Genomic DNA, 20,007 nt, shown 5'->3' on the forward strand with positions numbered 1-20,007 from the left:
AATGCGAGTTTAAAAGTTTTACAGAAAACATTAAGTTTCATAAACTTTGTGAAAATAAAAAAGCTCGTTGTAAATACAACGAGCTTTAAAGATAAAAATTTTTAGAAATTTGGTTTTAGCTGATATTTAGCATAAAACTTATTAAAGTGTTCAACTGCTTCATCAGCAGTGTCAACAACTCTAAATAAATTCAAATCTTTTTCACTAATATTTCCTTCCTCTAATAATGTGTTCTTAATCCAATCAAGTAGGCCTCCCCAAAACTTTTTACCCATAAGTACAATAGGGAAACGTCCAATTTTGTTAGTTTGTATTAGTGTTATAGCTTCAAAAAGTTCATCCATAGTACCAAATCCACCAGGCATAACAACAAAACCTTGTGAGTATTTAACAAACATAACTTTACGAACAAAAAAGTAATCGAAGTTTAAGTTTTTGTCATGGTCAATCCATGGATTGTCATGTTGTTCAAAAGGAAGTTCAATATTTAAACCAACAGAGGTTCCTTTTCCTCGGTGCGCTCCTTTATTACCAGCTTCCATAATACCAGGACCTCCTCCTGTAATAACACCAAATCCGCTTTGAGTTAGTTTAAAAGCAACTTCTTCTGCTAATTTATAATAAGGATCGTCTGTTTTTGTACGGGCAGAACCAAAAATAGATACACAAGGACCAATTTTACTTAGTTTTTCATATCCATCAACAAACTCAGACATAATTTTAAATATAGCCCAAGAATCGTTGGTTTTTATTTCATTCCAAGTTTTTTGTTGTAGTTTTTCTCTAATTTTTCTGTCATCATTCGGACTCATAATTCTTCTACTTTTATATTAAATAACAAATTAAATAGCTAAAATTTAATTTTTAGCAAGCTTGCTAATTTAGTGGTTTTTTATGGATAGATACAAGATAAAAATAAAAAACTACCTTGAAATCAAGGTAGCTTTTTATACGTAAAACTTTAATCAAGTTTGAGCTTTATAAGATTCATTAGCATAAACACGAGGTTTTAGAAGTAATAAAAAGAAAATTTCTCACATAAAAACAGTTAGTTACACAACTGAACCAAGAAAATTACTGTTTTATTTACCTCGACTTTTTCGCTTTCTCTAATCCTATAATTGATTTTTTATGATAATAAGTTAAAATTGATTAGTTGTTAAATTCTTTAAAGACACTCAAGGTTTTGTGTTTATTCTTTGTAAAAGAAATTTTACTAGTATTATGCTTTTTAACAAGACTATATTTTTTCAATAAGCAAACAGCTAGAAGTTATGATTCTAGCTGTTTGTAATTAATATAACTTTAATTAAAAAGCTTATAAACAGTTTGGCTGCCATTTGTAGCAGTGGCGTTGAATTGGATCCCAGTCTAAACAGCATCTAGGAACTCTTCCTCCAAAGGTATTCTTTTGAGTAGTTTTATTTAAAACTTTTCCTAAGTTTAAGATTGATTTTTTCATAACTTAAAAGTTTTAAATTTAATACCAAATACATCCAAATCTGTCACATCTACCAGCATCACATATAGTATGTCCTCCTGGACTAGTTTGACAACATTTTCTACCATCTTGATAACAACTATTGGCAGCACCTCCATTAATTTGTTTTTGATTGGCTTTTTCTAAAGCTTTACCTAATTTTAAGATTGATTTTTTCATGATTAAAAAATTTAAATATTTAATAATCCTTGAATTATTTAAAGACACTCAAGGTTTTGTGTCTATTCTTCGCGAGTAAATATTATTAATAATGAGTTGTTCTATTAGGGTAAATTTATAATCTATATTGGCTTGATAGTCTACTTGTGTATAATCTAAATTTATCCTAGGTTTAAACCTACTTTATTCTTAATTGGTTTAAACCTAGGAATGATTCAATTAAAATAATAGTAAATGAACTCTCTTATTGAGGAACATCTTCTCCTAAACAAGCATGTGTTTCATACGATCCTAAGCAACATCCGTTAGGTAAAGAGAAACCACCACAAGCAAAGCACTCTGCTGGTGTATAAATTACACAACCAGTACCTCCGTTAACTTGTTTTTGATCAGCTTTAGTTAAAGCTTTTCCTAGATTTAAAATTGATTTTTTCATAATAGAAAAATTTCGAGGGTTAATAAATTCCTTGAACATTTATAGACACTCAAGGTTTATGTCTGTTTTTTATTATTTGATAATATTTTTTAATTGATAAAAGAAACGTTCTATTAAACGTAAATCTTCCGTTACTATATCCGCAGCACCTTTCATTTCTTGTCTAAAAGGAATAGTTTTATTGTATGTTGTTATTAATTTTTGTGGTAACTCTACATTAATTAAGTAATTACCTTCCTCATCAGGAGTTAAAGAAATTGATTTAACTCTTCCATTTAATTCGCCAAATTCATCAGATGGATAATTTAAAAGTTTAATCTGAACTTTTTGACCTTTCTTTATTTTACCAGAATTAGCAGCAGGAGCTTCAATTTTACCGATAAATGAATTCCCTTTATTAGGAATAATGGTGAATATTAAATCACCCGTATTAACCGTTTGATTTTTATTCCAAAAAGATAAGAAGGATACTTTACCATTTATTGAAGAAGTTAGAGCATATTGTTTTTCCCAGTCTTTAATAGCCTTTTTTAAGTATAAAAAAGATTGAATAGCTTTCTTTTTTAAACGAGTATCTTGTTGTGTTTTTTTTATAGAAGTGCCTTCTAGGTTTTTAGCAGAGTTATTGATTAATTCTCTTATTTGAGAAATTGATGATTCAAGGGTTTTATATGAGCGTTTTGCTTGTAAGTATTCAATTTCTTTTTGATCTTTTTCTTTAGCAGATATAACCCCTTGGTTAAACATTTTTCTACTACGATCAAGATCTTTCTCTTTAAATTCTAGTTCTTTAAGATTTAAATCTTTTTGAGAAAGTAAAATTTGTAGTCTGCCTCTAGCTTCTATAACAGACATTTGGTTAGCGAAATTTTCCGATTTAAACGGAGTTAGTTTTTCGTTTAAGGTATATTCAGAATAATCATTTTCAAATTGAGAGTAGCTAGAGGTTATATCTCCTAAAATTAGTGGAGGAACTTTATCAATAGGGAAAAAGAATTTTTGTTGGTTTATTTCAATTGTATCAATTATACTTTTTAATAGTAAAACATCTTTAAAAGAAGCACTATTTTCAATAACTGCTAAAACATCACCTTCAGAAACTTTTTTGCCTTCAGTAGTTAAGAAAGTTTCAAATTGTCCTGTTGATTTTGCATAAATTTTCTCAGGTGGAGTAGAGGTCGTAACCATTACTTCTGTAGAAATTATATCAGGATATTTTACAAACCATGAAATGAATAATAACATTAATATAAGTGCAAGTAGTAAAGTATTACCCCAACGAATCATCCAGTTAGGCACATGGGTTAAAATTTCTTGAACTTCTTCACTTCGAATTTCTATATTTTGAGAATTATCGGGCATATTTAGAGTGTATAAAGGTACCCTTGTAGTAGAAGAGCACCGATGAAATAAATATTAATTATGTTAAGACACAGTTTCCTGCATGACATCTCTATTAATTATCCTTAAAAGGTTTTACTAATGGTTGATCATAACAATCAATTTCAGAGCCACAATGGATACTTACTTTAATTTGTTGTTCTATTTACTTAATTTCACTTTTTTTTTAGATTAAACACCAGAGCAATAAACCCCAACTCTAACTCTGTTTTTACAGATACTAGGGAGGTTAGTGTAGTCGCTACAACTACCGCAATAAACTGCACTACCATAAAGTTGTGTATCGATATTTCCGTAGTAACAATTAATTGAGGGACAAGGTTGATTACTACTCCCATTAATTAACTGTTGCTTAGATTTGTTTAAAGGTGTTCCTAAATTTAAAATTGATTTTTTCATTTTAAAATAATTTAAGTTTGATAAAACCCTTGAATAGTTTAAAGACACTCAAGAGTTATGTCTATTCTTCGCGAGTGAATATTTTATTTACCTAAATCTAGTTGGTTTTTGACTAAATGGTAATAACTTCCTTTTAATTTGATTAATTCTTCATGATTTCCTTTTTCAATAATTTTTCCTTTTTCAAGGACAACTATTTGATGCGCGTTTTTTACAGTACTTAGTCGGTGTGCTATTACAACAGCTGTTTTGTCAGCAAAGAATTGATTAAGCTTACCCATAATAATTTTTTCATTATTTGCATCAAGTGCACTAGTAGCTTCATCAAAGAACAAGAATTTTGGGTTTTTATATACCGACCTAGCAATAAGTAATCGTTGTTTTTGACCTGTACTTAATCCACTACCTTCACTACCAATTTTGGTATTATATCCTAGCGGTAATCCCTCAATATAATCGTTGATATTTGCTACGTCTATTGCGTGAGCTAGCTTTTCCTTGTCAACATAATCTTCACCCACAGCAATGTTTTTAGCTATAGAATCATTAAAGATATATCCTTCTTGCATAACAACACCGCAGTTTCTTCTCCATTCTTTTTGAGAAATGTTTTTTAAGTTGAAGTTGTTTATCATAATATCTCCTTGGTCAACTTGATAAAAACCAAGAAGTAATTTCATTAATGTGGTTTTTCCACTTCCACTAACCCCTACAATTGCGGTTGTTTTATTTGCAGGAATTTCAAGAGATAAATCTTTCAAAACAGGCTCTAAACCACCAGTGTACCTGAATGAAATATTATTTAGTTTTATAGATGCGTTATCTGGAATGATGGTTACTTTTTCATCACTAGGTTTTTCTTCATCTTCCATGTTGTGTATTTCACCTAATCTATCTAAGGAGATTTGTGCATCTTGTATATCTCTCATAAAGTTTATTAGTTGTGTAATTGGTCCGTTTAGTTGTCCGACAATGTAGCTAATAGCCATCATCATACCTAAGGTAATTTGTCCATCTATTACTAGTTTAGCAGAAAGTATAGTAATGAACATATTTTTAAGTTCATTGATAAAGTTAGAACCTACACTTTGTGTTTGTTCAAGAGCAAGGCTTTTAGTAGCTACTTTAAATAAACGAGCTTGTACATATTCCCAATTCCATCGCATGCGTCTTTCAGCATTGTGAAGCTTTATCTCTTGCATTCCATTAATAAGTTCAATTACTTTACTTTGTTCTTGACTTACTTGAGAAAAACGTTTATAATCAAGCTCTTTTCTCTTTTTGAAGAAGAATAATACCCAACCAAAATATAAAACACTTCCTAACACAAAAACACCAAAAATTTGCATGCTATAATACCCTAAAACTAAACTAAAAATTATGAGATTGAAAAAAGAGAATAAAACAGTTAAAGAAGAAGTGGTTAAAATTCGTTCAATACGCTTATGATCGTTGATTCTTTGTAATAAATCTCCTGTCATTCTTACATCGAAGTAGGAGATAGGTAATTTCATTAATTTGATAAAAAAATCTGAAATTAAAGATATGTTGATTCGAGTACTAAGATGAAGTAAAATCCAACTTCTAATAATTTCTAAAGAAGCTTTTCCTATGAATAAAAATAATTGAGCAAATAAGATTAAGTATACAAAGTTTAAATCTTGGTTTTTAATACCAACATCAACAACACTTTGAGTTAAAAAAGGTAAGATTAATTGTAATAAACTACCAGCTAGGAGCCCAATTATTAATTGAACTATAAACTTTTTGTATTTATATAAGTATTTGAAAATAAATGAAAAACCAAATTTTTCATCTTCTTCAAACTCTTCTTGATAGAATTTGGGAGTTGGTTCTATTAATAAGGCAATACCTTCTTCTGTATTTTCATCGGCATTATTACCAATCCAATGTTGGATAAACTCCTCTTTAGTAAAAGAGATGAGCCCATGAGCTGGGTCAGAAATATAAACAACATCTTTTTTTATTTTGTAAAGAACCACATAATGATTTTTATTCCAATGAATAATACAAGGAAATGGGGCTTCTTTAAGTTTGTTAAAGGCTAATTTTATACCTAAAGACTTAAAGCCTATAGACTCGACAGCTTCACTAAGACCTAATAAGCTACTGCCTTCACGTGTTGTTTCGCTTAGGTTTCTTAATTGTTGAGTATTGATAGTTTTACCATAGTGTTTGGCTATGATTTTAATACAAGTAGGTCCGCAATCTTTTGCTTCTGTCTGTTTATAGTTTGGGAATTTTTTCAAGTTCAGTTTAGATATGAAATAAGTTAGAGAGTTAACCCTCTAACTTATTTGAAGTTATTAATTATTACATAATCTTCTATAGGCTTCTCCTTCCATACATATTCCAATATAAGGAGGGTTTTTACAACATCCCATTTTTTGGGGACACTCGGCATGACTATAGCAGGCAATAATAACAGAACCGTTAATTGATTTTAGTTCTTTCTTGTTTAGAATTTTACCTAAGTTTAAAATTGATTTCTTCATAAGAAATATTTTTAGTAGATACAACAAGTGTCGAATTCGTCAATACAAAACCTGTGAGGGTTTCTACAGTCTTTATTAGGGTCGCTTCCCCCATTGCCAGAACCGTTATCTATACATAAATGACCATCGCAGTAACTACCTATAGGACAGTTGCCATTTGCGTCACAGAAAATGGCATTACCACCATTAACTGTTTTTTGTTCTGTTTTATTTAAAGTCTTACCTAAGTTTAAAATTAGCTTCTTCATGATTAAAATTTTATTATGAAACAAAACTACAATAAAACTCTGCGCAGTGTCTTCCATGGTCTTCACAGATACCATCCCTATTTTTATCACATTGTTTTCTGCCTCCGTTAATTTGAGCTTGTTCTGTTTTTTTTAAAGCCTTGCCTAAGTTTGAAATTTTCTTTTTCATAATTATAAAGGCATTAATATGCGACAATATGTTTCTGCACATTTCCAACCGAAGTCTTCACAAACACGGTCTCTGTTGACATCACATTGCATTCTACCTCCGTTAATTTGAGCTTGTTCCGCTTTTTTTAAAGCTTTACCTAAATTTAGAATTTGTTTTTTCATAATTAAAATATTAAGGTTACTTTTGCGGCGAACATTTAAAGACACTCACCAATGTGTCTATTCTTCGCGAGAGAATTTTGTTCAAAATGCAAAGCCCTTTTTGGGCTTTGTCTTTTTATACTGTTTTTAATGAAACATCAGAAGCTTCTATATTTTCTTCTAAATCTTCAATAAATAAAATTAAATCAGTTCTGTTATATTCCTTAGGAAATGATTTACCGTTTACTAAAATTTCAGGAGTAAAGTTGATGCCATTTTGATTACACCAATTCTTTTCTTTTTCTAGCTCCAATGTATAAGTTTCTTTATTAGAACACTCACCCCATTTTTTTAACCAAGCAGCTGGTTTTTGCCCTTCATAAATAGCATCCATGGCTTGAAGACATTCTTTTTCTCCTTGTGTATTATATATTTCTATGAGTCTACTGGTAATTTTAACGACATCACTATCTTTTTTTTCTACACTTACATTAAAGCGTACTTTAATTTTTGCATTGTTATGGTATCTTTTAATAATTTCATCAACATGAGCGTGAACAGGTTTACAGTGTCCACAGAAAGGATTGGTGATTATTGTAATTTCAAGGCTGGAGTTAGGGTTTCCAAAAACAATTTCTTTACTATCAGTTAATTGAGTGTCAAGTTGAGGTGATTTTTGTAATAAACTATCAAACAAAGCATAGTTTCTCTTAAATTTAACACTTGCTATCTTTTCTTTTTTGAGTTCTTGAACTTCAGTAAATAAAGGTTTAATATAATTCCAAGCTAACCACGTAAAAGAAGCAACGATACCCAAGGTGACAAAATCTTTAATTATAAAGGTGTTAATGTAATTATTTGTCAATACTGGAGCCAGTGCTTGTAGCCAAAGAACTCCAACTATACTTAAGCATAAAAGACACCACTTTTTTACTACTGCATATTGATAATATAGCGAGTATAGAGTAATAGGTATAGCAAGTAAACTAATAGTATATGAAATTACAGGATTAGAAATTTGAGTAAAAGTTAAAAGAGATAACCCAATAAAATAAAGCATGCTAAAGTCACTTAATTTATATCCTTTTAAAATTTCCGCTCCTTTTGAGGTTAATACAGCGTCACAATCTTTTTTATCATCAGCTCCTGAACAAAAAGCATCACCAATAGCGGTTTTCAATCCAAGTTCTTGTTTTACAATTGCGATACTGATAATTAATCCTGTTACTGATAGTAAGAAATAAAAAGTATTGTACCATGAAGTTGAACTATAAAAAACAAAAAATAACGTAAAAATACTAAGAAGAGAAAAACCGATAGTTTTAACTAATTTGGAGTTATTTTTAGTTGTTTGATAACCTTCAGTTTCTTCAACAGCAACAATAATTCCTGTAAATTTACTTAGAAACTCATTTTCAGATAACTTCGTTTTTTTGTTTTCAGAATCATAAATTATATAATCTGATTTTTTTCTTTCTACTACAATTAAATCTTGACCATGTTCACTGTTTATTTGAGCAATAAAACAGCCGGGGAGTTGTAAAAGTGTTTCTGAATTAACAGGAACGTCAGCTGCCACATTTTCAATGTTAAAATGGTCTAATACTCCAGTAATTGCATGTAAACTAGGGTAAGAAGGGTGACTTTGAATTTGAAAAGCCAATTCTTCCTTATCAAAAGAAATACTATTTTTCTTAAGTAAATTTTGTACTAAATTGATTAATGTGTCTTTCAAAAGTAAAAAGGTTTTAAGGATAGTTATTTTCTGTTTCCCCAAAGCTATATTTTGATAGTTGTTTTTTTATAGAAAAAACCATAAAAAAAGTAAGGGAAAACCGTAATCGTTTTTTTTTAAATAAAGCCCTTTTCTTTGGCTGTTAATATTAACTCTCGGTCTCCTTTAGCTTTAACATTGAATATTTTTTTTAGATGTCGTTTTCTTTTTTCAATACTAGCTGCGGAAAGAGGTATGTAATTCGGCATATCTTTCATTTTAGAGCCTAATGAAAGTTCGTATAGTATTTGTCTGTCTATTGCGTCAATGGAAAAATTATTAGAAACTTCTTTTCTTAAGAGGCTTAAGACAGTTTTACTATAATAAGGTATATTGTTTGTTACATTTTTTATTGCATTTTTTAACTCTTTTGAAGTTAAATCGTTCTTAATAAGAAAACCTTCAGGATTTAAGCTTTTAAAAATGTTATAAATTCTGTAATTATCATTACAATCAGTAGAAACAATCAGTCTTGTGTTTGGAAGTAATTTTCTTATTAAAAGCCCTAAATCTTCACCAGATAAGATTTTTCTATTCTTAGCAGGAGAAAGTTTTAAGTCTAAAACAACAAAGCTAAGTGAAGTTTCTTTTTCAATTGTTTTTTTTATAATGTCGTAAGCTCCATTACAATTATAGGTAATGTCTGTGTTAAAATTAAAACTTGGGTTTAACCTAGCTATTTTAGATATTATGTTCTTGTACGTTTCACAAATAAGCGGGCAATTATCTGCTAACAAAGCAGATTGTTTTTCTTTTCTCATGTTTAAATAATTTCGGGGGGAAATACTATTTAACTGATTTCTTTTTTTAAATCAGTTCATAAATTTATATAAATTAATTTGAAATCAAAAAAAAATATATAAAAAACAAATTATCTACTTATTAAAAATGTAGTTATGTTACTTTTTTAACTCTTTTTTTAAGAATTTTGCTGTATAGCTTTTTTTGTGGATGGAAACTTCTTCAGGAGTTCCAAATGTTAAAACTTTACCGCCTTTTTTACCACCTTCCATACCAATGTCAATAATGTAATCGGCGAGTTTGATAACATCTAAGTTGTGCTCAATAATTAAAACGGTGTTTCCTTTATCTGCTAACTTGTTTAATACTTCCATTAATACACGGATATCTTCAAAATGAAGCCCAGTTGTTGGTTCGTCTAATATATAAAAGGTATTTCCAGTATCTCTTTTTGATAATTCAGAAGCTAATTTAATGCGTTGGGCTTCTCCTCCGGAAAGAGTAGTAGATTGTTGTCCGAGTGTAATGTATCCTAAACCAACATCTTTAATTGTTTTTAACTTTCTATAGATTTTAGGAATATGTTCAAAAAATGCTGTAGCTTCGTTAATTGTCATTTCTAAAATATCAGAAATTGACTTTCCTTTATAACGAATTTCTAAAGTTTCTCGGTTAAAACGTTTTCCTTGGCAAGTTTCACATTCTACGTGAACATCTGGTAAGAAATTCATTTCTATTACACGAACACCACCACCCTGGCAGGTTTCACAACGTCCACCTTTTACATTAAAACTAAAACGACCGGGTTTATACCCTCTGATAGAGGCTTCTGGAGTTTTTGCAAATAAACTACGTATTTCGCTAAACACTCCTGTATAAGTAGCAGGGTTTGAACGTGGAGTTCTACCAATAGGAGACTGGTCAATATCAATAACTTTATCAATATGTTCTAAGCCTTCAATTTTTTTGTAAGGCATTGGTTTTTTTACTGCTCGGTAAATGTGCGCGTTTAAAATAGGGTATAGGGTCTCATTAATTAAGGTAGATTTCCCACTACCAGAAACACCTGTGACACAAATCATTTTACCTAAAGGAAATTCAACGGAAACATTTTTTAAGTTGTTTCCAGAAGCGCCTTTTAATGAGATTGTTTTTCCGTTTCCTTCACGACGTTTTTTAGGAACCTCAATTTCTTTTCTTCTCGATAAATAGTCAGCAGTAAGGGTATCGTGACTTTTTAAATCGTCAAAGTTGCCTTCGCTAACAATTTCTCCTCCATGTCTACCTGCACCTGGACCAATGTCTAAAACAAAATCAGCATTCTTAATCATATCTTCATCATGTTCAACCACTAAAACAGAGTTTCCAACATCACGAAGTTTAATTAAAGAGTCAATTAATTTTTGATTATCACGTTGATGTAAACCAATACTAGGCTCATCTAAAATATATAAAACACCTACAAGTTGTGAACCTATTTGTGTTGCAAGTCGAATACGTTGGGCTTCTCCACCAGAAAGAGATTTTGAAGTTCTGTCTAATGTTAAATAATCTAACCCAACATCCAATAAAAATTGAATGCGTGTGCGAATTTCTTTTAAAATTTCAGAAGCAATAGTTAATTGTTTTTCTGATAATTTTGTGCCAACTTCCTGAAACCAATTAGCCAACTCTAGCACATCCATTTGGGCTAAATCACTAATATTTTTATCAGTGATTCTAAAATGAAGCGCTTCTTTTTTTAAACGCTTTCCATCACAAACCGAACAAGTAACTTCATCCATAAAACCTTTTGCCCAACGTTTGATTGATGTGCTTTCTGAGTTTTTATATTGATTCTCAATAAAGGCAATGATACCTTCGAAATCAATCTCATAATTTCTGGTAACTCCCGCAGTTTTTGATTGAATTTCAAATTTTTCTTTTCCTCCATGAAGAATAATCTCCATAGCTTCTTTAGAAATACTTTTTATAGGGTCGGTTAGTTTAAAGTTATAACGCTCAGCAATAGTTTGAAGTTGTTTAAAAATCCAACTGTTTTTTTGCTCACCCAAAGGTGCAATTCCTCCATTTTTGATAGAAATGCTATCGTCTGGAATTACTTTTTGATGATTTATCTCGTTGGTAATCCCTAGTCCGTTACAGTGAGAACAAGCTCCTTTTGGTGAGTTGAACGAAAAAGTGTTAGGTTCAGGATTAGGGTAAGCGATTCCCGTAGTAGGACACATGAGTTCACGACTAAAATAACGAGGTTTTTCATCATCAACATCAATTACCATTAAAATATTATCACCCGTGTACAAGGCAGTTTTAATAGTCTCTTCTAGACGTTTTTCAGCAGCATCATTCACGGCTAATCGATCGATAACGACTTCTATATCGTGCGTTTTGTAACGATCGAGTTTCATGCCCTTTTCAATTTCTCTAATTTCTCCATCCACACGAACACGAACAAAACCTTGTTTAGAAATTTGTTCGAATAGTTCACGATAATGCCCTTTTCTTGATTTAATTAATGGTGCAAGAATGGCAATACGTTTGCCGTCAAAATCTTTTAAAATTAATTTTCTAATTTGTTCGTCAGAATAACTTACCATTTTTTCACCTGTATTGTATGAATAAGCATCTGCTGCACGAGAAAATAGTAAACGAAGAAAATCGTAAATTTCAGTAATGGTTCCTACAGTAGAACGAGGGCTTTTGTTTGTTGTTTTTTGTTCAATAGAAATTACAGGAGAAAGTCCGTCAATTTTATGAACATCAGGTCTTTCTAATCCGCCCAAAAATTGACGTGCATATGCAGAGAAAGTTTCAATATAACGACGTTGTCCTTCAGCATAAATCGTGTCGAAAGCTAAAGAAGATTTCCCGCTACCACTTAAGCCAGTAATTACAACTAGCTTTTCACGAGGAATTTTAACATCAATATTCTTTAAATTATGAGCTCGAGCTCCGTAAACTTCTATGTATTCTTGTTCTTTCAAAGTGAGGATTTTACCAAAAACAGCAAAGTTACCAAAACCAAATTTATTTTGAAGCAGCGATTATCAACAAATAAACTGAAAATAGTATATTGCGAATAAAACTTAATTAATAAATGAAATTTATAGATTTTGTAAGGCTTTTTTTTGAGCGCCATGGTTTTAACGTGTCTTCCAGGTTTGCTGATAGATTGGGTATGCGAGCCACTAATGTACGTTTGTTTTTTATTTATATATCATTTGTAACAGTAGGTTTGTCTTTTGGATTATATTTAACAATGGCTTTTTTACTAAGATTAAAAGATATGATTTATACTAAAAGAACATCTGTTTTTGATTTATGATAAACACAGTGTTTCAATCAAGGTTATATAGAGCTATAATTTATTCTGTCTTAATAGTTATGCTAGGAGTAACAGGTTATATGTTACTTTTTGATTATTCCTTTATTAACGCTTTGTACATGACGATTATAACCATTAGTACCATTGGTTTTGGAGAAGTACATCCTTTTGGTACGGGGGAAAAACTATTTACTATCGGATTGATAATATCTAGTTTGTTTGTTTTTGGTTATGCAGTTTCTTCATTCTCAGAGTATTTAATTAGTGGGCAATTTTTTCATCAGTTAAAAATAAAAAAAGTGCAAAAACAAATAGAGCAGTTACAAGGTCATACCATAGTTTGTGGTTATGGTAGAAATGGTAAACAAGCTATTTCGAAATTGAAAAACTACAAGAAACAAGTTGTAGTGGTTGAAAAATTTAATGATGTAGTGAGGCAGTTAGATGAAAAAGGAGTGTTAACTATTCAAGGAGATGCAACGCTTGATGAGACTCTATTAAGAGCAGGTATTATGAATGCAGAAAATCTAATAACAGCGTTGCCTTCTGATGCCGATAATTTATTTGTAGTGCTAACAGCAAAACAATTAAATAAAAATTGTAAAGTAATTAGTAGAGCATCTAAAGAAACATCATATAGTAAGTTAAAAATAGCAGGAGCAGATAATGTAATTATGCCAGATAAATTAGGAGGTTCTCACATGGCATCTTTAGTTGTAACTCCTGATGTTATTGAGTTTGTAGATAGGCTAACTATTGAAGGAGAAACAACTGCTAACTTAGAAGAAGTAGCAATTAATGACTTGCCAGAAAAATACATTGATAAAACAATATTAGATTTAGATTTACGAAAAAAAACAGGTTGTACAATTATAGGGTATCGTACTCCAAATAAAGATTACATTATCAACCCAGAAGCTTCGGTGAAATTAGAAATAGGAGGAAATTTGATTGTTTTAGGACGTCCTGAACAGATAGAAACACTTAGAAAAGTTTTTTAATGAAGAAAGTTGTAATAACTGGAAGTAATGGTTTACTTGGGCAAACTTTAGTAAGCCTTTTATTAGAAGAAAAAGAAAGATATCAGGTAATAGGTTTTTCAAGAGGAGAAAATAGAAGTGGTAGAGGTGACTTTAATTATGTTTCAATTGATATTACAGATGAAGATTTGCTTTACAAAAAACTGTCTGAATATAAGCCAGATGTTATTGTGAATACAGCAGCAATGACAAATGTTGATGCTTGTGAAACAAATAAACAAGCTTGTGATAATCTAAATATAGATGTAGTTCAATATCTTAAAAACTATTCAGAAGAAAATAAAACTCATTTAATACATATTTCAACTGATTTTATTTTTGATGGGAAAAATGGACCATACAAAGAGAGTGATAAGCCAAACCCGTTGAATTATTATGGGCTCTCCAAATTAAAATCAGAAGAATTATTAATAAAGTCTAAGGTAAATTATGCTATTTTACGTACCATATTAGTATATGGAAAAGTATATGATATGTCGCGCACTAATATAGTATTGTGGGTGAAGAAAATGTTGGAAGACAGGAAAGAAATAACTATAGTAGATGACCAATTTCGTATGCCAACTTATGTAGAAGATTTGGCATTAGCGTGTAAATTATCAATAGATAAAAAAGCACTAGGAATTTTCAATATTTCCTCAAAAAGAATGATGAGTATTTATGAAATTGCACAACAAATAGCAGAAGCTTTTAGGTTAGATAAAAGCTTAATAAAACCAATTTCTACAGCTGTTTTAAATCAAACAGCCTTACGGCCTGCTATTACGGGTTTTGATTTAACAAAAGCCCAAACAGAATTAGGATTGCGACCAAAATCTTTTAAAGAAGATTTACATAAATTTAAAGAAAAGCTAATGTAAAAACCATATTTAACAACGAAAACTTGTTGTAAGTGCATTTTTTTATGATATTGCGGGCTACTAATTCAAAAATCTAATACATATTATGAATAAAAAACTACTTGCATTGCTGTTTTCAATAACACCAATGTTAACATTTGCACAGGAAAAAGGAATTGATCAAATGATTGATGAAGCGTTTAAACCTTTTTCTGATTTTTTTAGTAGTGTGATTTTTTTTCCAGTATTTGGTACCCCTTTTGTATTGATTTTGTTAGTGGCTAGTGCCGCTTTTTTTACGCTCTATTTTGGATTTCCAAATATCCGTCACTTCTTTACTGCAATAAATGTTGTAAGAGGGAAATATGAAGATATTGAAAAACATGGCGCGCAATTATTGTATGGTGAAGATGGTATAGCTCAAGGAGTAGATATGAATGAAGTTGACGATATTGAGGAGCATATTGAAAATATAGAGAGCTTACATAGTGACTTAGAAATTGATGGAGATATTAAAGATACTATTCGCGATGAAAGTCATGAAGGTGAAGTTTCTCACTTTCAGGCATTAGCAACAGCGGTTTCTGGTACAGTTGGAAATGGTAATATTGCAGGAGTTGCATTAGCAATTGCTTTAGGAGGCCCGGGAGCAACTTTCTGGATGATTATTTGCGGTTTGTTAGGGATGTCAACAAAATTTGTAGAATGTACATTAGGAGTACATTATCGTGATGTAGGAGAAGACGGAACAGTGTATGGAGGTCCTATGTATTATTTATCTAAAGGATTAAAAGAAAAAGGTTTTGCAACACTAGGAAAAATAGCAGCAGGAGCATTTGCAGTTTTCTGTATTGGAGGTTCTTTTGGAGGTGGTAATGCAGCTCAATCTAACCAAGCAACAATAGTTATTAAAGAGTTGTTAGGTTTAGAGAGTACAGCAGCTGGAGCTATCATAGGTATTGTACTAGCCATTTTAGTAGGTATTATAATTATTGGAGGTATCAAAAGAATTGCTTCTGTAACAGAAAAAGTAGTTCCTTTTATGGCATTGCTATACCTATTGGCTTGTTTGTATATTTTAGGGGTTAATTTCTCTTTAATAGATGATGCTATTTCTTTAATTATAACAGAAGCTTTCAATCCTACAGCGATAGGTGTTGGTGGTGTTATAGGTGTTTTATTAGTAGGGTTTAAAAGAGCAGCTTTTTCTAATGAAGCTGGAGCAGGTTCGGCTTCAATTGCGCACTCTGCAGTGAAAACAAAATATTCTGCATCAGAAGGTTTAGTGGCATTATTAGAGCCGTTTATTGATACTGTATTAATTTGTACAATGACAGCTTTAGTAATTATTATCTTTAATTTTGGAGGAGCTTTTGAATATGGAGGAGATGGTACAGGATCTGTATTTATTGACGGTGTGGCTTATGAGGGAGCAGGAATTACTTCAAGAGCATTTGCAGCTTACATTCCATACTCAAATGTATTTTTAACTGTAGCAGTTGTTTTATTTGCAGTTTCTACAATGATTTCTTGGTCGTATTACGGATTGCAGTCTTGGAAATTTTTATTTGGTAGAGGAAAAAAAGCAGATTTAACATATAAAATTTTGTTCTTAACTTTCGTAGTAATTGGAGCAGCAGCGAGTATGAAGTCTATTTGGGATTTTTCAGATGCAATGATTTTTGCAATGGTGTTCCCTAACATGGTAGGTTTATACTTATTGATGCCAGTGGTTAAAAAGCAACTAAAAAGATATTTAGATGCTATTAACCTTAAAAAAGAAGCAGTAGAAGAATAAAAAACAAAACGAATGAAAATATTTAAACCCCATTTCTGGTATAATAAACGCCAAAGAAATGGGGTTTTCTTTTTATTATTTTTAATAGTTGTTTTACAATTTATATATGTGTACATAGATTTTTCTTCAGAAAAAATAGAGGGTATAAATAAGAAAGAGCTAGTAGCTCTTCAAAATACTATTGATAGTTTGAAAAGAATTGAATTGATTAAAAGAAAACCTAAACGATATCCATTCAATCCAAATTATATAACAGACTTTAAAGGTTATCAACTAGGAATGTCTGTAGAGGAAATAGATAGATTACACAATTACAGAAAACAAAATAAATGGATTAACTCGGCTAAAGATTTTAAACAAGTAACAAAAATATCTGATAGTCTTTTGAACAGAATAGCTCCTTATTTTAAATTTCCAGATTGGGTTGTAAAAGAAGAAAACCAAAAGAAGAAAAGTAAAATAGAGTTAGGTTTAAGTGAAAGGCATACATATAATAAGGTATATAAAATTTCTACTAATGATATTAATAAAGCCACTCAACAAGATTTTGAAACTATTAGTGGTGTTGGAGAAGTATTATCTTCTCGAATTATAAAGTATAGAAAGAAGTTACAAGGGTATTCATTCTCAAAACAATTATATGAAGTTTGGGGAATAAATAAAGCTGCAGCAAACAAAGTCATGCAAACTTTTACTGTAATTAAAAAACCAACTATTAAAAAAGTAAATGTAAATACAGCCAAATTCAAAGAAGTGTTAAAAAATCCATATATTGATTATGAGTTATGTAAAAAGATATTTGAATATCGAGATGAAGTAGCTGAACTACAAGATATATCAGAATTAAGAAATATTAAAGATTTTCCACTAAATAAATACGATAGAATAATCTTATATTTGAAAGCAGAATAAACAAGCAACAAAATTTAATAAACAAACCACTATGAATAGTATGTACTTTACCGAAGAGCATGAAGCCTTTCGTCAGAGTTTTAGAGATTTTTTACAAAAAGAGGTAGTTCCTCATATAGATAAATGGGAGAAAGAAGGTACGGTAGAGCGTTTTATCTGGAAGAAGTTCGGTGAAATGGGATACTTTGGTTTAAATCAACCTGAAGAATATGGAGGATTAGGTTTAGATCTTTTTTATACAGTTATTTTTTTAGAAGAACTACAAAAAATAAACTCAGGAGGTTTTGCAGCTAATATGTGGGCACATGCTTATTTAGCAATGACACATGTAAATAAAGAAGGAGATGATCGAATTAAGAATGAATATTTAACACCAAGTATAGAAGGAGATAAAATAGGGTGTTTATGTATTACAGAACCTTTTGGAGGAAGTGATGTAGCAGGAATGCGTACTACAGCAATAAAAAAAGGAGATTCATATGTGATTAATGGATCTAAAACGTTTATCACAAATGGAGTATATTCTGATTACTTAGTAGTAGCAGCTAAAACTAACCCTGATGATAAACATAAAGGAATGAGTATTTTTATAGTTGATAGAGATACTCCAGGAATATCGTCAACTAAGTTAGATAAATTAGGATGGAGAGCTTCAGATACTGCTGAAATAGCTTTTGATAATGTGGTAATACCTGCTGAAAACTTAATGGGGGAAGAAGGAAAAGGATTTCCATATATAATGCAACACTTTGCTTTAGAAAGATTAGTAATGGGAATCAATGCTCATGCGCGTGCGGAATATGCTGTTGATTATGTAGTACAATATATGAGTGAACGTGAAGCTTTTGGAAAAACATTAGATAAATTTCAAGCTTTACGTCATAAAGTAGCAGAAATGGCCAGTAGAGTAGATATGTGTAGAGAATATAACTATTCCATTACAAAACGATTAAATGATGGTATTTATGTGGTAAAAGAAGCAAGTATGAGTAAGCTATTGTCTACTAAAATGGCAGATGAGGTTATATACGATGCTTTACAGTTACTAGGAGGTTATGGTTATATGGAAGAGTATCCAATGGCACGTTTATTACGTGACAGTCGATTAGGACCGATAGGGGGAGGTACTTCAGAAATATTGAAAGAAATTATTGCAAAAATGGTAATAGATAAGAAAGAATATAGACCAGCTACCTAATGCCTCCTATTTTGTAAAAATGATTCTTGATAAATATTTAAGTAAAAATCCTGTGAAAGCAGGATTTTTATTTGCCTCATTTTTAAACTAAAAAGAAATAAAATAGTGTGTTTTTAAAGAATACTTTGTATCTTTGCCGTCCAAAAATGAAATAAAATAATATAATTAATTGATATACTGAACGTTGTCAATTTTTAAAGATATAGAAACTACGATGAAAGGAGGTGCAAAAATATGTTAATCATTCCAGTTAAAGAAGGAGAGAATATCGATAGAGCGTTAAAACGTTATAAACGTAAATTTGATCGTACAAAAACGATGAAGCAATTACGTAACAGAAAGCAGTTTACTAAGCCATCTGTGGCAAAACGAGCTCAAATGATTAAAGCATCTTATGTTCAGAGATTAAGAACTCAAGAAGAAGTAGGATAGTAATCATCCTAAAAAGTGAAAAACCTGTATTGATATCAATACAGGTTTTTTTTGTATCTTCAATTAATAAATAAGATAGATAATGCTAATAAAAGCTTTTTTAGAGTATTTAGAGTTTGAGAAAAAGTATTCAAAAAACACAATTCAAGCATATAAAACGGATTTAATAGCGTTTAAAGATTTTTGTGAGGTTGAGTTTGATCAAGAGGATTTAGAGAGTATTCATTATAACCAAATTAGAACATGGATTGTTAGTTTGGTAAATGATAATATATCAAATAGAAGCGTAAATAGAAAAGTAAGCTCTTTAAAGACCTTTTATAAGTTTCTGCAAAAAATAGGGGAAGTAACAGTGAATCCGCTTTCAAATCATAAGGCGCTAAAAGTTCAAAAAAAAATACAAACTCCCTTTGATCAAAATGAAGTAGAAGAAGTTTTAAAACTAATAAAAGAGAGATCAGATTTTGAATCAGTAAGAGATAGGTTGATTGTGGAAATGTTGTATTCAACTGGAATGAGAAGGATTGAGTTGATAAATGTTAAAGAAAAAGATATAGATCATACTAGTAGAACAATAAAAGTATTAGGAAAAAGAAATAAAGAAAGGTATGTAACGATCTTGCCGTCAGTGTATAAAACTTTACAAGAATATTTAAGACAAAAAAGAGGAATTGAGGATGTAGATCTAGAGGTGCTTTTAGTGACTAAAAAAGGCGTTAAAATTTATGAAACCCTTGTTTACCGAATAATAAATTTGTACTTTAGTAGAGTGTCAACAAAAGCAAAAAAAAGCCCCCATATATTAAGGCATGCTTTTGCTACACATTTACTTAACAACGGTGCGTCGTTAAATTCGGTTAAAGAATTACTAGGGCATTCAAGTTTAGCCTCTACCCAAGTTTATACGCACAATAGCTTGGAGCAAATAAAAAAAGTGTATAACAAGACTCACCCTAGAGGGTCAAATTAAAAGATC

The 20,007-nt window shown here is 30.7% G+C and carries 22 protein-coding genes; 8 read left to right on the forward strand and 14 right to left on the reverse strand.

Translation table 11 applies throughout. The features are described from left to right. Positions 1 to 101 precede the first annotated feature (101 nt). The 14 genes from AC3VJB_RS00745 to uvrA all read right to left on the reverse strand — a co-directional run bounded on the left by AC3VJB_RS00745 (position 102) and on the right by uvrA (position 12,471). Positions 102 to 812 carry an LOG family protein gene (locus tag AC3VJB_RS00745; RefSeq protein WP_047790084.1) on the reverse strand — a complete coding sequence of 237 codons (711 nt, stop codon included), beginning with the start codon at positions 810 to 812 and terminating at the stop codon, positions 102 to 104. A gap of 506 nt (positions 813 to 1,318) precedes the next feature. Further along, positions 1,319 to 1,462 carry a hypothetical protein gene (locus tag AC3VJB_RS00750; RefSeq protein WP_159432124.1) on the reverse strand — a complete coding sequence of 48 codons (144 nt, stop codon included), beginning with the start codon at positions 1,460 to 1,462 and terminating at the stop codon, positions 1,319 to 1,321. An 18-nt stretch (positions 1,463 to 1,480) separates the two neighbouring features. Then, entirely contained in the window at positions 1,481 to 1,660 is a 180-nt protein-coding gene (locus AC3VJB_RS00755; protein WP_073184533.1) for a hypothetical protein, read from the reverse strand. 244 nt (positions 1,661 to 1,904) lie between these two features. Continuing rightward, entirely contained in the window at positions 1,905 to 2,096 is a 192-nt protein-coding gene (locus AC3VJB_RS00760) for a hypothetical protein (protein WP_047790086.1), read from the reverse strand. A gap of 72 nt (positions 2,097 to 2,168) precedes the next feature. Continuing rightward, on the reverse strand, positions 2,169 to 3,458 hold the full coding sequence (locus AC3VJB_RS00765) for an HlyD family secretion protein (protein WP_047790087.1): 1,290 nt from the start codon (positions 3,456 to 3,458) through the stop codon (positions 2,169 to 2,171). A 210-nt stretch (positions 3,459 to 3,668) separates the two neighbouring features. Beyond that, positions 3,669 to 3,896, reverse strand: coding sequence for a hypothetical protein (locus AC3VJB_RS00770; protein WP_125064392.1), 228 nt, complete (start codon positions 3,894 to 3,896; stop codon positions 3,669 to 3,671). Positions 3,897 to 3,979: 83 nt separating this feature from the next. Continuing rightward, positions 3,980 to 6,166: a peptidase domain-containing ABC transporter gene (locus tag AC3VJB_RS00775; RefSeq protein ID WP_047790089.1), complete on the reverse strand. Its 2,187-nt coding sequence runs from the start codon at positions 6,164 to 6,166 to the stop codon at positions 3,980 to 3,982. Positions 6,167 to 6,223: 57 nt separating this feature from the next. After that, on the reverse strand, positions 6,224 to 6,412 hold the full coding sequence (locus AC3VJB_RS00780) for a hypothetical protein (protein WP_156167083.1): 189 nt from the start codon (positions 6,410 to 6,412) through the stop codon (positions 6,224 to 6,226). Positions 6,413 to 6,423: 11 nt separating this feature from the next. Next, positions 6,424 to 6,660: a hypothetical protein gene (locus AC3VJB_RS00785; protein ID WP_167714194.1), complete on the reverse strand. Its 237-nt coding sequence runs from the start codon at positions 6,658 to 6,660 to the stop codon at positions 6,424 to 6,426. A gap of 13 nt (positions 6,661 to 6,673) precedes the next feature. Next, a complete protein-coding gene (locus AC3VJB_RS00790) occupies positions 6,674 to 6,829 on the reverse strand; it encodes a hypothetical protein (protein ID WP_156167085.1) in 156 nt (51 codons plus the stop codon). A gap of 2 nt (positions 6,830 to 6,831) precedes the next feature. Continuing rightward, positions 6,832 to 6,993 carry a hypothetical protein gene (locus AC3VJB_RS00795; protein WP_159432123.1) on the reverse strand — a complete coding sequence of 54 codons (162 nt, stop codon included), beginning with the start codon at positions 6,991 to 6,993 and terminating at the stop codon, positions 6,832 to 6,834. Positions 6,994 to 7,108: 115 nt separating this feature from the next. Further along, on the reverse strand, positions 7,109 to 8,707 hold the full coding sequence (locus AC3VJB_RS00800) for a vitamin K epoxide reductase family protein (RefSeq protein ID WP_159493728.1): 1,599 nt from the start codon (positions 8,705 to 8,707) through the stop codon (positions 7,109 to 7,111). A 116-nt stretch (positions 8,708 to 8,823) separates the two neighbouring features. Beyond that, positions 8,824 to 9,507: a response regulator transcription factor gene (locus tag AC3VJB_RS00805; protein ID WP_047790093.1), complete on the reverse strand. Its 684-nt coding sequence runs from the start codon at positions 9,505 to 9,507 to the stop codon at positions 8,824 to 8,826. A gap of 138 nt (positions 9,508 to 9,645) precedes the next feature. Next, entirely contained in the window at positions 9,646 to 12,471 is a 2,826-nt protein-coding gene (gene uvrA, locus AC3VJB_RS00810; protein WP_497666627.1) for an excinuclease ABC subunit UvrA, read from the reverse strand. Positions 12,472 to 12,584: 113 nt separating this feature from the next. Between uvrA and AC3VJB_RS00815 the strand changes: the two genes are divergently transcribed. The 8 genes from AC3VJB_RS00815 to AC3VJB_RS00850 all read left to right on the forward strand — a co-directional run bounded on the left by AC3VJB_RS00815 (position 12,585) and on the right by AC3VJB_RS00850 (position 20,001). Beyond that, positions 12,585 to 12,812: a hypothetical protein gene (locus tag AC3VJB_RS00815; RefSeq protein WP_047790095.1), complete on the forward strand. Its 228-nt coding sequence runs from the start codon at positions 12,585 to 12,587 to the stop codon at positions 12,810 to 12,812. Next, a complete protein-coding gene (locus AC3VJB_RS00820; protein WP_047790096.1) occupies positions 12,809 to 13,813 on the forward strand; it encodes a potassium channel family protein in 1,005 nt (334 codons plus the stop codon). Before AC3VJB_RS00815 ends, AC3VJB_RS00820 begins: the two co-directional genes overlap by 4 nt. Further along, positions 13,813 to 14,712 (forward strand): SDR family oxidoreductase, encoded by a 900-nt coding sequence (locus tag AC3VJB_RS00825; RefSeq protein ID WP_167714192.1) that lies wholly within the window; start codon positions 13,813 to 13,815, stop codon positions 14,710 to 14,712. Before AC3VJB_RS00820 ends, AC3VJB_RS00825 begins: the two co-directional genes overlap by 1 nt. Before the next feature lie 85 nt (positions 14,713 to 14,797). After that, positions 14,798 to 16,489, forward strand: coding sequence for an alanine/glycine:cation symporter family protein (locus tag AC3VJB_RS00830; protein ID WP_047790098.1), 1,692 nt, complete (start codon positions 14,798 to 14,800; stop codon positions 16,487 to 16,489). Between the two features lie 12 nt (positions 16,490 to 16,501). Then, positions 16,502 to 17,401 (forward strand): helix-hairpin-helix domain-containing protein, encoded by a 900-nt coding sequence (locus AC3VJB_RS00835; RefSeq protein ID WP_073184518.1) that lies wholly within the window; start codon positions 16,502 to 16,504, stop codon positions 17,399 to 17,401. Between the two features lie 31 nt (positions 17,402 to 17,432). After that, positions 17,433 to 18,599, forward strand: coding sequence for an acyl-CoA dehydrogenase family protein (locus tag AC3VJB_RS00840; RefSeq protein ID WP_497666628.1), 1,167 nt, complete (start codon positions 17,433 to 17,435; stop codon positions 18,597 to 18,599). 234 nt (positions 18,600 to 18,833) lie between these two features. Then, on the forward strand, positions 18,834 to 19,031 hold the full coding sequence (gene rpsU / locus AC3VJB_RS00845) for a 30S ribosomal protein S21 (protein WP_028892869.1): 198 nt from the start codon (positions 18,834 to 18,836) through the stop codon (positions 19,029 to 19,031). A gap of 82 nt (positions 19,032 to 19,113) precedes the next feature. Next, positions 19,114 to 20,001, forward strand: coding sequence for a tyrosine-type recombinase/integrase (locus tag AC3VJB_RS00850; protein ID WP_159613859.1), 888 nt, complete (start codon positions 19,114 to 19,116; stop codon positions 19,999 to 20,001). The last annotated feature ends 6 nt before the right edge of the window (positions 20,002 to 20,007 follow it).

Source organism: Tenacibaculum sp. TB-53 (assembly GCF_059716285.2).